The organism is Mesorhizobium sp. M0854, assembly GCF_040319815.1.
Lineage (GTDB): Bacteria > Pseudomonadota > Alphaproteobacteria > Rhizobiales > Rhizobiaceae > Mesorhizobium.
This window is the reverse complement of sequence record NZ_JAMYOL010000014.1, coordinates 103,835-117,719: the sequence shown is the minus strand read 5'-3', so window position 1 is coordinate 117,719 and position 13,885 is coordinate 103,835. Positions and strand designations below refer to the sequence as shown.

The following is a 13,885-nucleotide window of genomic DNA, read 5'->3' as shown; positions in this document are numbered from 1 at the left end:
GGGCAGTAGCGGCCGAGGGAGATGGCCGAAGCGACACGGCAAACTAGATTAGTCCATCATCGATCCGGAATCGCGGAGGAACGACCTATGGCCGAAATCGTCGCCATCAAGCCTGCCGTTGCCGAAGGGCCGGTCGTCTCCAGGCTGGACAACGGTGTGCTGCGCCTGACGCTCGCCAATCCGCCGGCCAACGCTCTTTCGCTTGCAGTGATGGCGGCGCTGACGGCGGAACTCGACCGCGCCAAGGCCGACAAGTCCGTCCGCGTCATCGTCCTTGGGGCGACCGGCAAAGTGTTCTGCGCCGGGCACGACCTCAAGGAGTTGAGCGCGCACCGCGCCGATGCCGATCGCGGCAGGGGCTTCTTCGAAAAGACGTTTTCCGCCTGCGCCGCGCTGATGCAGGCGATCGTTCGCCATCCTAAGCCGGTGATCGCCGAAGTCGACGGTCTGGCGACGGCGGCCGGATTGCAGTTGGTCGCCAGCTGCGATCTCGCCATCGCCTCGCACGAGGCGACCTTCTGCACGCCTGGCGTCAATATCGGACTGTTCTGCTCGACGCCGATGGTGGCGCTGTCGCGCAACGTCTCGCGCAAGCACGCCATGGAGATGCTTTTGACCGGCGAGACGATCGATGCGGCAACCGCCAAGGAATTCGGCTTGGTCAACCGCGTCGTGCCGCGCGAATATCTGAATCAGATTGTCACCAAATACGCGCAAACCATTGCGTCCAAATCCTCTCTGGTCGTCAAGATCGGCAAGGAAGCCTTCTACGAACAGGCAGAAATGGGGCTGGCCGAGGCCTATGATTACACCGGGCGCGTCATGGTCGAGAACATGCTGGCGCGCGATGCGGAAGAGGGCATTGGCGCCTTCATCGGCAAGCGCAAGCCGGAATGGCCGGAGGAGTAGGAGGCGGATATGGAACCGCGCATCTCCATCGTCACCATCGCCACCGACGATCTCGACCGTGCGACGCGCTTCTATGAGGCGATGGGCCTGACCCGCCATGCCGGGATCACCGACGGCGTTGCCTTCTTCCAGATGGGCGGCGCCATTCTTGGCTTGTTTCCGCGCCCAAGCGCCGAAGAGGATTCGGGCGTCAGCTTCTCGAAGGCGCCGTCGGCCGTCTACCTCGCCTACAACACCCGCTCTGACGCCGAGGTCGACGAAGTGCTTGCGGCGGCTGAGAAGGCTGGCGGCAAGATCGTCAAGCCGGCCGGGCGCGCCTTCTGGGGCGGCTGGTACGGCTATTTCGCCGATGCCGACGGGCATGTCTGGGAAGTCGCGCACAATCCGGCTTTTCCGATCGCGGAAGACGGATCGATTTCGCTGCCGGCCTGACGACGTTCTCCCTGGCCCATTGCAAGCCACTTGCTCGGCTGTTGGCACCTCACTCTGAAGCGCTGTATGACGAGGCATGAACCACGACGCCTACGACAACGCCTATATCGCCGGCATCCTCAATTCGGTGAAGACCATCGCCATGGTTGGCGCGTCGGCCAATGACGTGCGGCCGAGCTATTTCGTGCTCAAATATCTGCTCGGCAAAGGGTTTTCGGTGTTCCCGATCAATCCCGGCCAGGCCGGCAAGGAAATCCTCGGGCGGATGACCTATGCCAGGCTGGCCGATGTTCCAGAGCCAATCGACATGGTCGACGTCTTTCGCGGCTCCGCTGCCGTGCCGGGCATTGTCGACGAGGTGTTGCGGCTCGATCCGCTGCCGAAAGTCATCTGGATGCAGCTTGGCATACGCCATGACGAGGCGGCGACGCGCGCAGAGGCTGTCGGCATCAAGGTGGTGATGAACCGTTGCCCCAAGATCGAATATGGCAAGCTGTCCGGCGAGATCGGCTGGACCGGCGTCAATTCCGGCGTCTTGTCCTCGAAGAAGCCGCTGATGCGCCCGGGATTCCAGAGTTTCGGCGTTCGCCAGAAGTAGGTAGTGAATAGAGAATGGTGAATAGAAAGATTTTTCTGGAAGGCCGGCAAGGCGGCATATGAGCCGCTTGCAATCAGGGTGGGGCTGGCCGACTTTGCCATTCACCATTCACCATTCACCATTCACCATTCACCATTCACCATTCACCATTCACCATTCACCATTCACCATTCAGGGAGGTTTTTCGATGGCCCGCACGCCCGGTTTCAATACGCTCGCCGTCCATGCCGGCGCCAAGCCGGATCCGGCGACGGGCGCACGCGCGACGCCGATCTACCAGACCACCTCCTTCGTCTTCGACGATGCCGACCATGCCGCCTCGCTGTTCGGGCTGAAGGCGTTCGGCAACATCTATACCCGCATCATGAACCCGACGCAGGCGGTGCTGGAAGAGCGCATCGCGGCACTCGAAGGCGGCACGGCAGGCCTTGCGGTCGCCTCCGGCCATGCCGCGCAGGTGCTGGTCTTCCACAATCTAATGCAGCCCGGCGACAATTTCGTTTCAGCGACAAAGCTTTACGGCGGCTCGATCAACCAATTCGGCCACGCCTTCAAGAATTTCGGTTGGCAGGTGCGCTGGGCCGACACCAATGACATCTCGACCTTCGAGAGCCAGATCGACGACAGGACCAAGGCAATCTTCATCGAGAGCCTAGCCAATCCCGGCGGCGTCTTCGTCGATATCGAGAAGATCGGCGACATCGCCCGCAAGCACGGCCTGCCGCTGATCGTCGACAACACGCTGGCCTCGCCCTATCTGCTGCGGCCGATCGAGCATGGCGCCGACATCGTCGTGCATTCGCTGACCAAGTTCATCGGCGGTCACGGCAATTCGATCGGCGGCGCCATTGTCGACGGCGGCACGTTCGATTGGTCGAAGTCGGGCAAGTATCCGATGCTGTCGGAGCCGCGCCCCGAATATGGCGGCCTCGTCCTGCATGAGACCTTCGGCAATTTCGCCTTCGCCATCGCTGCTCGCGTGCTCGGCCTGCGCGACATCGGCGCGGCGATTTCGCCGTTCAACGCATTCCTTATCCTGACCGGTCTGGAAACCTTGCCGCTCAGGATGCAGCGCCACTGCGACAATGCGGCGGCGGTCGCCGGATGGCTTTCCAACCATCCCAAGGTCGCCTGGGTTTCCTATCCCGGCCTGCCCAGCGACAAGAACAACGCGTTGCAGAAGAAGTACTCGCCGCTTGGCGCCGGCGCGGTGTTCACATTCGGGCTGAAGGGCGGCTATGCGGCGGGCATCAAGTTCGTCGAGGCGCTCGAACTGTTCTCGCATCTGGCCAATGTCGGCGACACCAAGTCGCTGGTCATCCACCCGGCATCGACCACGCATCGCCAGCTTTCCGACGAGCAGAAGATCAACGCCGGGGCAGGGCCTGACACGGTCAGGCTTTCGGTCGGCATCGAGGACGTCAACGACATCGTCGCCGATCTGGAACAGGCTCTCGCCAAGGTTTGATCGCCATGGCCACGCCGAAATTTCTTTCCGTCGGCGTCGACGCCGTCGAACCGGAACTTGGCGCACCAGCGCCGGATCGCCTGATTTCGGGCGATCCGAAATTCCGCACCTGGAATGTCGAGGAACAGCACGGCGGCCTCTATGCCGGCGTCTGGGAAGCAACGCCAGGCAAATGGCGCATCGAATATGATGAGTGGGAGTTCTGCCACATCCTGTCAGGGGTTTCGGTGATCGCCGAAGACGGCGGCGACGCGCGCACCGTCAGGGCAGGCGACAGTTTCGTGCTCAGGCCGGGCTTTAGAGGAAGCTGGGAAGTGCTTGAAACGACGCGCAAGGAGTATGTGATCAAGCTTTGATCTCGCATCGCGCCGGACTTTACAAAAGGCGATCGATGTCCGTGTCGGAAAATCCGTATCGGCTCATAATGCCGCGGTGCCATGAAACTTTCCCAGCAAATCATGACTGCCTCCGCTTCCGCGCTCCGACTAAGGCTTCATTCAGGGTGAATGTGACCGTCACGTTCGATCCGTTTCCGGCCGCGGGCCGGTGTAGCGGAGAATCCAGAGCCCCTGGTTCTTGTCAGTTATGTAAATGAAGCCGCGCCGGTCCACGACCACGTCCTCGGTCTGAACAACCAGCTTGTCTTCCGGCATAGGGCCGTAGCGTCGGACTGGCTCCGGCGGGATGAAGTAGCCGACCTCGCGCGGAAGCCGAGTATTCGAGACGTCATAGACCCTGAGCCCAGCGTTGAAGTGCGCGATATAGAACAGATCGCCTTGTTTCTGGACATCGGGATGATGCTGGTGGTGGTTGATGTTGTGCGGTCCGCGCCAGCCGCCACGAGTTGTGAAATCCGAATAGGGAGCGCCTTCGGGTGGCACTGGTTCGGGCAACAGCGACAGCAGAAAGGGTTCACTGGAATCGGAAATATCGACGATCGAAGCGTGATGCATCGGACCAAGTCCATAGGTGACGTTCTCCGAATTGGCGAAGGCAATGCCGCGCTCTGGAATCGGCAGCACGCTATGCACACCGAAGCGCGAGTGAAACGGAGGGCTGAAGCTCAGGCCGCCGACCTGCCTCGGCTGGGAGACATCGCTAATATCGAGCACAACGATTCCCGCCGCACCATAAGGCAAATAGACAAGATCGCCAGTGACATAAGGCGGGCCGTGCAGCGAGACATCCTCGCCCGTGCTGGCGCAGAAGGCGCCGCACATGCATTGCGGCTTCAGTCGCAACCGGTAGCGATCGACGGTCTCCTGGTCGGCGGCGGGCTTCGCAGCCGCAAAGCTCTCGCCGCCGGCCTCGTGCTGGCCCGGCACCCACCAGCGTCCGGCTTCGCGCGGATTCGAGCGATCCGAAATATCGAGGATGACGTAGATGTTGCCCCTGTAACCCGGCATGCCGGCGGCAAGGTGGACATAACGTCCACCGGGATAGAGGTTGCGATGCGTGCCGTTTCCGCCGGTGCGGTAGTGACTGAGTTGTTTCGGATTGATGGGGTCCGCGATATCCCAGATCAGAACGCCTTCGCCGAACGGTGCGTCGGGGTCACCGCCGAAATTAGCAAAGGGCTTTTCGAGGGCGGTCACCATCGTGTCGCCGGACAAATCTATTTGTAGAGTCCAAGTATTCGTGCCGAGATAGGGCACGAACTTGACCGTCTCGGGCTTGGCCGGGTCGGTCACGTCCACGATGCTCCAGCCGGAGTGCCAGAAGTGCCCAGTGTAGAGATACCAACGTTCGCCAACCTGCCTGATCGCCATTTTGAAGGCTGGGCGATGATCGAGATCGGTATAGCCCACTGCTTCGACATTGTGGGCGAAAGCGCCAGGGGGCGCTGGCGACGAAGCTGGAACGGGCTGGGCAAGGGCCTCGCAGACAAGACCGGATTGAGATGTCGCGGCGATCGTCGCGCCGATGAGCGGCACTTTCAGCATCTGGCGGCGTGAAATCTCGGAATTTTTCAAAGCGCGTCTCCCGGATTTTGCAGCTTTCTGGATTTTGCAGATTCCGATACTTTCCGTCCAATATCGTTTGAGCCATGGGTAATTCTATTTGGGAAATTAAAGGCTGAAGATGAACCACAAGCTGATGCAGTCCTTCATGGCCGTCGCCGAAGAGCTGCATTTCGGGCGCGCGGCAGCGCGCTTGCATATCTCACAGCCGCCCCTGACAAAGCAGATCCAGCAACTGGAACAGGCGATGGGTGTGCGCTTGCTGGAGCGCACCAAGCGCAAGGTCGAACTGACTGCGGCGGGGCGTGTGTTCCTTGATGAGGTTAGGGCCGTGCTTCAGCAGACAGAGCAGGCGGTGGAGCTTGCTCGCAAAGCCGATCGTGGCGAAACCGGCCATCTTGCTGTCGGATTCATCGACGCGGCTATCTACAGCGTGGTGCCTTCTGTCGTCCAACGCTTCACCAAGCGCTATCCCGAGGTCGAGTTGAGCCTGACCGACCTGCGCATTCCCAATCAAGTCAGGGCTGTGGCCGAACGCCAGCTCGATATCGGTTTTGTTCATCCTCCCGTCATTCACAACGCATTGAAGGTCGAAAGCATACTGGTCGAACCCCTGATCGTGGCCTTGCCGGAAACGCATCGGCTGGCCTCGGAAGCAGAGGTCGCGCTAGCCGACTTGGCCTCCGAAGCGTTGATTCAGTTCCCGCGCAGCATCAATCCATCCCTCTATGACGAGATCGTCGGGTTGTGCCGTTCATCCGGGTTCAGCCCGAGGATCGTTCGAGAAGCAACGCCGAAGCAGACAATCATCGGACTTGTATCCGTCGGGCTGGGCGTCTCGCTGCTGCCCGCCTGTCTGCAAAATTTGCGCCGGAGCGGCGTCGTTTATCGCCCTATCCAGGGACGAACCTTGTCTATCGACACTTCAATCATCTACCGGCATGAACAACCCTCGCCGGTGCTGAATGCCTTCCTCGACATCGTCCGCGAGACGACGCAAAAAGATTCAAATCCCGTCTCTCTTCAAGCTTCATGACCGAATTTCTATAGGCATCCGGGATTGTTAGTGTGAGGTCCTGCTTCCGGTAGCTTCATCGTTCGATCAGCGATTATTTGGCACTCGCGACCCTTGAGATGTTACCTATTTGACCGGAATTCGCCGGAGCCGGCTTCGAAGCCTGTCGTCGGAAGCCGTCCTCAGATTCTGACGGCAAGCGTTTCCAGCCCGTGGAAATGATACGTGTCACGGAAGCGCGGCTGTTCGGCCATTTGGAGCCGCGGCAGGCGTTCGAACAAGGTTTTCAGCGACACCTGCAATTCGAGCCGAGCGAGCGGCGCGCCGATGCAGAAATGGATGCCGGCGCCGAACGATACGTTCTTCTGGTCGGCACGGTCCGGCCTGAAGGCGAGGGGCTCGGCAAACGCAGTAGGGTCGCGATTGGCCATGCCGAGCAGCAGACCGATCGTCTCGCCCGGCTGGACGATGATCCCCGGCCCGGCCTCGACCTCCTGATAGGCGTAGCGCGTGAACATGTGTAGCGGCGCGTCGAAGCGCAGGCACTCTTCGACCGTCGCGGCTGTTGCTTCCGGTGAGGCGAAGAAGCGGCGCGGGTCGCCGCCTTGCGCAAGGATCGAGCGCACCGCATTGCCGGTCTGGTGGACAGTTGCTTCATGGCCGGCATTGAGCAAAAGGATGGCCGAGGATACCAGCTCGTCCTCCGACAGTTTCTGGCCGTCCTCCTGTGCCGCAATCAGCAGCGACAGAAGATCCTCGCCTGGCCTCTTTCGCCGCTCGGCGACGTAGCCGCGCAGAAAATCGGAAAAGTCGCGCGCGGCGCGATTGGCCGTGTCCTCCGTCCCGCGGGTGCGGCCATGCATGTACATGGCGACCATCCGATGCGACCAGTCGAGGAGCTGCGGCCCCATGTCGACCGGCACGCCGAGCATTTCCGCAATGATGGTGATCGGCAAGGGAGCTGCGAATGCCGGCAGCAGGTCGACTCCTCCTGGTTCGAAACGGTCGATCAGTTCGTTGGCCAGCGCCTCGACACGTGGCCTGAGCCGCTCGACCTGGCGCGAGACGAAGGCGCGGTTGACCAGCGTTCTGAGCTGTGTGTGGACAGGTGGCTCCAGCTCCAGCATCGAATTGGCCTCGATGCCGTCGAAGGCGCTGAGGTGCGTGCGGTCCTGACCGATGCCTCGGCTGTCCGGAATGCCGGCCGGGTTCTGCCGGCCGAAGCGGCGATCGCGCAGCAGCCGGTTGACGTCGTCGAAGCCGCCAAAGCACCAGAAACCAAACTCCTCCCAGAAGAAGGCGTTCGATGCGCCATGCAGGAAGGCGTAGGCTTCGTACGGATTCTGGAAGAACGCCGGCTCGTGTGGATCGAGCCGCAGGCGACGCGTGGCTGGATCAAAAGCAAGGTAGGGCGGCTTCAATTCGGTCATGCCAGATCATTAGCGCGGCTTGCCAGTCTGGTGCCAGACCGTATGTTGGCCCTCCAGTGAGGTGAGCCGCCGAAGCGGTTGCGGAAGGACGGTTTTCATGAATGTGATCGTGGTCGGTGCAGGCATTGCCGGGCTATCCACGGCGTGGTCACTGGTCAGGGCCGGGCACCTCGTCTCGATCGTCGAGCAGGGACCGATCCCCAATCCGCTCGCCGCCTCGGGCGATCATCACCGCATCATCCGCCGCGCCTACCGGGCCGGAACGGGCTACGGCCGGCTGATCACCGAGGCCTATGAAGCCTGGGATGAGATGTGGGCCGATCTCGGTGAAAGCCATCTCGATCCGCGCGGCTTCATCTGCATTTCGCGCCAGCCGGGAGATGAGGCCGAGGAATACCGAGAAGGCATGGAAGCCGGGAACTACCCGTTCGAATTGTTCGAGCCGGATGCCGCGGTCGAACGCTGGCCGTTCCTGGAACCTGGTTCATTCCGCTATGCGTATTTTTCGCCGGACGGCGGCGCGCTGCACTGCCGCAAGATCGCCGCCGGCCTCGCCAGGTGGCTGCGCGCGAACGGCGCCAATGTCTACGAGAACAGCAAGGTGGTCGAGATCGACGCCGAGGCCGGGCATATCGTGCTGGCAGGCGGCGAAACGATGCAGGCCGACCGGATCGTCGTCGCTGCCGGCGCCTGGGTGCTGAAACTGTTCCCGGAGCTGGACGGCGAGCTGAAAACCTGGCGCACCGCGCTCGCCTATGTCGAACCGCCGGCGGATCTGCAGGCAGCCTGGCAGGCAGCGCCGGTTGTCCTCGACATTGGCGGCACTGTCGACGGCTACGCAATCCCGCCGACAGGCGGCGCCGGCATGAAATTCGGCTCGGGCCTGCACAGGGTGCCGACCAGCGATGCCGACTGGAACCGTCAGCCGGTGCCGGGCGAGGGTGAGGCGATCCGCAACCTGTTTTCGCCGCCGCTTGCCCGTATCGAGGAGTATAAGGTCACCGAGGTGGTCACCTGCGCCTACACATTCACCGCCGACGAGAAATTCCTGGCACACCAGAAAGGCAGATGCCTGGTCGTCTCGGCCTGCTCCGGCCACGGCTACAAGTTCGGCGCGGCAGTCGGCAGAAGGGTTGCGGCCTGCGTCGGCAATGGCGATGTCGACGGCCTGAAGAAATGGCTCAGGGCAGAGGTGGCCTGAGCGGCTGCTAGTACCGGCAGTGGCGTGGGATGTGCACGCGCCGCCAGCTGGATGAGCCCTCCCTGACCACCACGCGGCGAGCCACTGTCTGATAAGACGCCGGAATGTCGACGATGCGCCGTTGCTCCGGCCGCACGAGAACCTCTTCGGCGACGCTCTCGTATTCGGCGGGCAGCACAACGCGCCGCCGGCGTTCCGGCTCAATCACGACGATCTCGGCCACGCGTTCATAGCGCGCCTTGTGCCTGACCTTGCACAGCACCTTGCGGCCATTGATGATGCGCCATTCCCAGGAATAGCCGTCGTCATCGACCCTCACGGACCGGTAGATGGTGCGGGTGATGGCGGGCACGATCTCGTAGCTGACGCGCGCCGGCGCGATCTGCACCACGCGCTCGCGCGTCCCGTAGATTGGCGCCTCGTATTCCACCTGCTGGCCGGCTGGGCTGACGAGCACATCCTCGTAGACGGTGTCGTAGACGGCCGGCCGATTGACCTGCTCGTAGCATTCGACCGCGCGTCCGCCGGCCGCCGTTTCCGACATTGTGCCGAGCATGGTCAGGCCGGCAATGGCGAAGGAAGAAGCTTTCCTGGTCATGGAACTCCCCCTGTTTGAACCGCATGAAGCGGGTTCAACGTTGAACTGTAGGGAAAGCCATGTCGTGGAAAAGGCGATTCATCAAACTTCGTTAATTCGACTACCTGAGTCCGACACACAAATTCTTGCTGTCGGTTAAGCATCCGCTAACAATCAACGAATAACATTTGACGTATTCGAGTTGATTGACTTGGTCGCTGGTCAGGAACGTCGTGGGGGGACGTATCTGGCCATCCGGTGTCGCATGCGATCCCGCGTTTTCCGCATATCTCGTCCTGCAATAATCCTTTCAGTAAATGTGACGTTGCCCTTGGATTCTCCACCCAGGCTGCAAGTCGTACCTGTGGCGGCGTTCCTTTGCGAGCGCCGGGCAAATGGAGGCCGACATGCCCGCAGAACTTGTTCCGAAATCCGTTGTGCAACTGCCGGCACCGACGGCTTCCACCGCAAGCCATGAACTCACCGACCTTTGCCTGGCACTCTGGGCCAGAATGGGATTGTCCTGGAAGCCTGCCGTCGAATGGTTCCCACGCGTGGTCGTTCTGCATTCGGCGATCTACCGCACGATGTTCGACTCCTCGTCGGAAGGGGACATCGATGCCGTTCTTCTGGCCGATGAGCGGCGTAACTCGCCGCTGGACAACCTGCGTGACCACATTCCGCTGGCGATGGTGCCTGTCATCGATCTGGGCGGCCGTGCCGGCCGGTTCGCGGATGTACATTTCGATCTGATGCAGCAAACGACTTGGGCGGAGACGGCAAAATGCATACTCGATTTTCGCCGCCGCCGCGAACAGCTTGCCGCGCACATCCGTTCGACAAATACGCCCGAAACGCGCTTTCTTGCGCATGCCTTCGTCGCCGGCAGAAGCATCGAAGCCAAGCGCTATCCGATGACGTCGGCCTCCATAAGCTATCCGGGCTTTCCGTCGGCGGCCAAGACGATCCCGATCGCCGAAGATCTCTCCCATCGCGGACTTCTGCTTAAGACCTTCTTCGACCGCGTGCATGAGTGCGGCGCCTGCGGGTCGCGGCGGCTTACCGTTCGCGAGGAATGTCCCTCCTGCCGTTCGGCCGATATGTTCGAGGCCGAGCTTATTCATCATTATCGTTGCGCGGCTCTTCGTCCTGAAGGCGATTTTCGGCAGGGAAGCGCACTGGTCTGCCCCAAATGCAGCCAGCAATTGCGTCACTATGGAAAGGACTATGACAAGCCCGGCCACTCGCAAATCTGCAGGAGGTGCAAGGATTCGACATCGGAGCCGGCTGTTGGATTCGTCTGCCAGGATTGTGATGCGCGGGCTGATGGCGACAGCGTTAAACGTATCGACTTTTTTTCCTACGCACTCACGGATCAGGCGCTGTCTCTGCTCACCAGTCCGGAGAAAAAGCTGCCAACGTCCTTGTTGGGGTTGCCGCCGTCCCTGGTTCAGGAACTCGACCGCGCACGCATGACCGGAGCGAAGGGCCCGCCGTTGGCGGTCACGGAATTGCGTTACGGAGCACGAGAGTCGCTCATAAAATCAAAGGGCCAGGACGTGTTTGAGAAACTGCGCCGTCTCTTCATCGAAAACCTGAGCAATTACCTTGCGGAGACAGGATCGGTGCACAAAGGCGCCGCCGCCGACTATTTCATCATGACGGCGAAGGGCGACGAGACATTGTCGGAGCAGATATCGGCAATGCTTTCAATCTGCGAGGCGTCTTTGGGCGAAAAGCTTGACCCTCGCCCTCGGGTGGCGACCAAAACGGGGCAAGCCTCGCGTTGAATGATCTCGAACTCGGATTTGCATTCCTGCTAGCTCAATCGACGGCGAGCCTGGCCTCCGTTTTCTGGTACACGCTGGTCTTTGAGTTCCCCCGTTACATCATTCCGTTCGTCGCGGCCGCTGTGACCATGCGTTCGCGTGATGCCGCGGGTTCGATTGAGCATGAGCGACCATTACGGCCCAATGTAAGCATCATTCTGGTTGGCCATAATGAGGCTGAGTCCATCGAAACCTGCGTCCGCTCGTTGCGGGAACAGTCTTTCAATGACTTCGAAGTTGTCATTGTCAGTGATGGTTCGACCGATCGGATGAGCAGGGTCTCGCAAGCTCTGGTCAAGAAAGGTTATGCCTCGCGCATCATTTCGACGGATCTGAGGGGCGGCAAGGCGAGCGGGATCAATCTGGCGTGCCGCGTAGCCAAAGGCGACATACTGATCAATGTCGATTGCGACTGTTCGTTTGATCGGTACGCGATCGAAAATATTCTCGGCCCCTTTTCGGATCCAGCGGTTGGAGCGGCATGCGGCGATATTGCACCGCGCAACGGCCACGCGACTATCGTCGCCCAGTTTCAGGAGATCGAATATTTGCAGTCGATTTCGGTCGGAAAGCGTATTGCTGGAGCTCTCGATCAGGTCGTTTGCATTTCGGGAGCGTTCAGCGCCTTCAGGCGCAAAGCCCTTTTGGGGGTTGGGGGGTTCGACGTAGGCGGTGGCGAGGATCTGGATGTCACGCTGAGATTGCGGCGGGCGGGCTGGCGCATGGCCTATGTACCGGATGCGATCTGCTATACGGACGTCCCGATAACCGCATACCAATATATCCGCCAGCGATTGCGCTGGGAACGCGATGCCATTTGGCTACGCTTTCGCAAACACTACCGCCTGTTTCATGTCTCGGACTCGGGTTTCCGGCTTCCGGAGGCCCTACACCAATGGGATTTCCTCCTTTTCAACGTCGTTGGTGCCGCGATATTCCCGCTCTATCTCGTCTGGCTTGCCCTCCAGTACGGCTCTTTCACGCCCGCGATCCTCATCGGCATGCAGTGCGGCCTCCTGGTTCTCGACGTGTTTGTGCTGGCGCTGGCCAGTTGGACCACCGAGCGGCGGGGGTTCTGGCGAAGCATATGGTTCCTGCCCGGCTACTCCCTGTTCATGACCTATGTGATGAGACCCGTTCGATTGATCGCCTATATCGATGAATGGGTGTTCTCAGGTTCACATCGCGACAACTACACGCCGATCAAAGTTCGGCTAGAGCGGCCCTGGTAGAGAACGAGTTTCAGATGAAATACATTCGAAAACATGTCCGAGTGGACAATCTGGGAAAACAGCAGCGCGCGAGTGTGGGAAGTTGGGGTCGCATCGTTTACCTCGCTCTCCTCGGTTTGTTTTCCTCTTCGATCGTCTACTACCTCATTGGTGATGCGGTCGTCTTGTCAGCGGACGGTATTGTCCTGAAGGATCGGTATGCCGTCGATGCCGCCTATCCGGCCAAGGTAACGCATGTCTTTGTCAAGGCGGGAGACAAGGTCGAGCCCGGTACATTGCTCGTCGAGCTTCAATCGTTCGACATGGTCAAGGAGATCGCGGAGCTGCTGTTGCGACAGGGTGAACTCGCCGTTCGCGAGGGCCAGCTCCACAGCCGACACGAAGCGATCCAGTCCGTGATGCCGCTGGCCGAGCGGACAGCGCGTGAAACCAGGACGACACTTGCGAGAATCGACACCATCGTCACGGCAGGCATCGTCTCGACTTCGACGAAGGACGAAGCCGTTCGTGGCAGCTTCCAGGCCGCCGAACATCTGGCTGATCTGACCGGTCAATTGCAAGCGACCAAATCCGAACTCGCCCTGGTGGCGCAATTCCGTGCGAGATCGGGCGAGGCTATGGATGAGGTAAAGGCCATATATGACGGCGGAAACATCCGCTCGGTCACGGAGGGGGTCGTTGGCGCGAAGGTGCCGGTCCCTGGCCAGGTGCTGCGGTTCGGCGATCCGCTTCTACAGATCGACGGCGGCAAGTCCTACGTCCTCGCCTATCTGCCGGACAACTATCTGTTTTCGCTGCGCGAAGGAATGGCGGTCGACGTGGGTAACGGAACCGAGCGTGCAAGAGGAACAGTCGAAAAGATTCTGTCGGTCGCCGACGCGTTGCCGGACGAGTTTCAGAACATGTTCCGGCCCCGCGACAGGTCAAGGCTGATCCGTATCGCACTCGATGAGGCGAATTCCTTCGCGGTCTCGCAAAAAGTATCAGTGAGTGGTTGCGCGTTCGGCTTCTGTTGGGCCAGGTAATGCCTGCTTAATCCTGCGGAGGCAGCTACTTAGCCGTCCCGGGAACGCAGTCAATCTTCCTCGCCCGATACGACGTTCCAGGCCCTTCGCGTTGCGAGCAACGCCAGTGCCACCATGGCCGCGCGAAACCGTGGGATCAAAGAGGTGAAGTCAATCCACCAGGATCCGTGCCGCGTCCTCCGGGCACCGTCCGGCAAGCTTGATTCGT

At 60.6% G+C, this 13,885-nt stretch carries 14 protein-coding genes; 11 read left to right on the top strand and 3 right to left on the bottom strand.

The features are described 5' to 3' along the window. Window positions 1-87 precede the first annotated feature (87 nt). From NKH99_RS21455 to NKH99_RS21435, 5 genes are all read left to right on the top strand, one after another. On the top strand, window positions 88-909 hold the full coding sequence (locus NKH99_RS21455; protein WP_352501540.1) for an enoyl-CoA hydratase: 822 nt from the start codon (window positions 88-90) through the stop codon (window positions 907-909). A 9-nt stretch (window positions 910-918) separates the two neighbouring features. Then, window positions 919-1,341 (top strand): VOC family protein, encoded by a 423-nt coding sequence (locus NKH99_RS21450; RefSeq protein WP_352471976.1) that lies wholly within the window; start codon window positions 919-921, stop codon window positions 1,339-1,341. Window positions 1,342-1,417: 76 nt separating this feature from the next. Further along, entirely contained in the window at window positions 1,418-1,939 is a 522-nt protein-coding gene (locus NKH99_RS21445) for a CoA-binding protein (protein ID WP_353015404.1), read from the top strand. A 187-nt stretch (window positions 1,940-2,126) separates the two neighbouring features. Continuing rightward, window positions 2,127-3,407 carry an O-acetylhomoserine aminocarboxypropyltransferase gene (locus NKH99_RS21440; RefSeq protein ID WP_023674650.1) on the top strand — a complete coding sequence of 427 codons (1,281 nt, stop codon included), beginning with the start codon at window positions 2,127-2,129 and terminating at the stop codon, window positions 3,405-3,407. Window positions 3,408-3,412: 5 nt separating this feature from the next. After that, window positions 3,413-3,763, top strand: coding sequence for a cupin domain-containing protein (locus tag NKH99_RS21435; RefSeq protein ID WP_352471974.1), 351 nt, complete (start codon window positions 3,413-3,415; stop codon window positions 3,761-3,763). A gap of 159 nt (window positions 3,764-3,922) precedes the next feature. Here NKH99_RS21435 and NKH99_RS21430 read toward each other — a convergent pair whose 3' ends face one another. Continuing rightward, the gene (locus tag NKH99_RS21430) at window positions 3,923-5,098 is read right to left on the bottom strand and encodes an LVIVD repeat-containing protein (RefSeq protein WP_353015402.1); all 1,176 of its coding nucleotides are present in this window, start codon (window positions 5,096-5,098) and stop codon (window positions 3,923-3,925) included. Window positions 5,099-5,191: 93 nt separating this feature from the next. Between NKH99_RS21430 and NKH99_RS21425 the strand changes: the two genes are divergently transcribed. Beyond that, window positions 5,192-5,362 carry a hypothetical protein gene (locus NKH99_RS21425; RefSeq protein WP_352682002.1) on the top strand — a complete coding sequence of 57 codons (171 nt, stop codon included), beginning with the start codon at window positions 5,192-5,194 and terminating at the stop codon, window positions 5,360-5,362. Between the two features lie 127 nt (window positions 5,363-5,489). Then, window positions 5,490-6,404 carry a LysR family transcriptional regulator gene (locus NKH99_RS21420; protein ID WP_353015400.1) on the top strand — a complete coding sequence of 305 codons (915 nt, stop codon included), beginning with the start codon at window positions 5,490-5,492 and terminating at the stop codon, window positions 6,402-6,404. Window positions 6,405-6,565: 161 nt separating this feature from the next. On the opposite strand, the gene NKH99_RS21415 is transcribed toward NKH99_RS21420, so the two are convergent. Beyond that, window positions 6,566-7,813 carry a cytochrome P450 gene (locus tag NKH99_RS21415; protein ID WP_353015398.1) on the bottom strand — a complete coding sequence of 416 codons (1,248 nt, stop codon included), beginning with the start codon at window positions 7,811-7,813 and terminating at the stop codon, window positions 6,566-6,568. Window positions 7,814-7,910: 97 nt separating this feature from the next. Here NKH99_RS21415 and NKH99_RS21410 point away from each other — a divergent pair, with 97 nt between their 5' ends. Further along, a complete protein-coding gene (locus tag NKH99_RS21410) occupies window positions 7,911-9,014 on the top strand; it encodes an NAD(P)/FAD-dependent oxidoreductase (protein WP_352614130.1) in 1,104 nt (367 codons plus the stop codon). A gap of 7 nt (window positions 9,015-9,021) precedes the next feature. Here NKH99_RS21410 and NKH99_RS21405 read toward each other — a convergent pair whose 3' ends face one another. Next, window positions 9,022-9,612, bottom strand: coding sequence for a hypothetical protein (locus NKH99_RS21405; RefSeq protein ID WP_353015395.1), 591 nt, complete (start codon window positions 9,610-9,612; stop codon window positions 9,022-9,024). A 374-nt stretch (window positions 9,613-9,986) separates the two neighbouring features. Between NKH99_RS21405 and NKH99_RS21400 the strand changes: the two genes are divergently transcribed. Genes NKH99_RS21400 through NKH99_RS21390 form a run of 3 tightly spaced genes read left to right on the top strand, consistent with a single transcriptional unit; the run spans window position 9,987 to window position 13,677 of the window. Continuing rightward, entirely contained in the window at window positions 9,987-11,381 is a 1,395-nt protein-coding gene (locus NKH99_RS21400; protein ID WP_353015393.1) for a TackOD1 domain-containing metal-binding protein, read from the top strand. Then, entirely contained in the window at window positions 11,378-12,652 is a 1,275-nt protein-coding gene (locus NKH99_RS21395; protein ID WP_353015391.1) for a glycosyltransferase family 2 protein, read from the top strand. Before NKH99_RS21400 ends, NKH99_RS21395 begins: the two co-directional genes overlap by 4 nt. 41 nt (window positions 12,653-12,693) lie before the next feature. Next, entirely contained in the window at window positions 12,694-13,677 is a 984-nt protein-coding gene (locus NKH99_RS21390; protein ID WP_353015389.1) for an HlyD family secretion protein, read from the top strand. Window positions 13,678-13,885 lie beyond the last annotated feature (208 nt).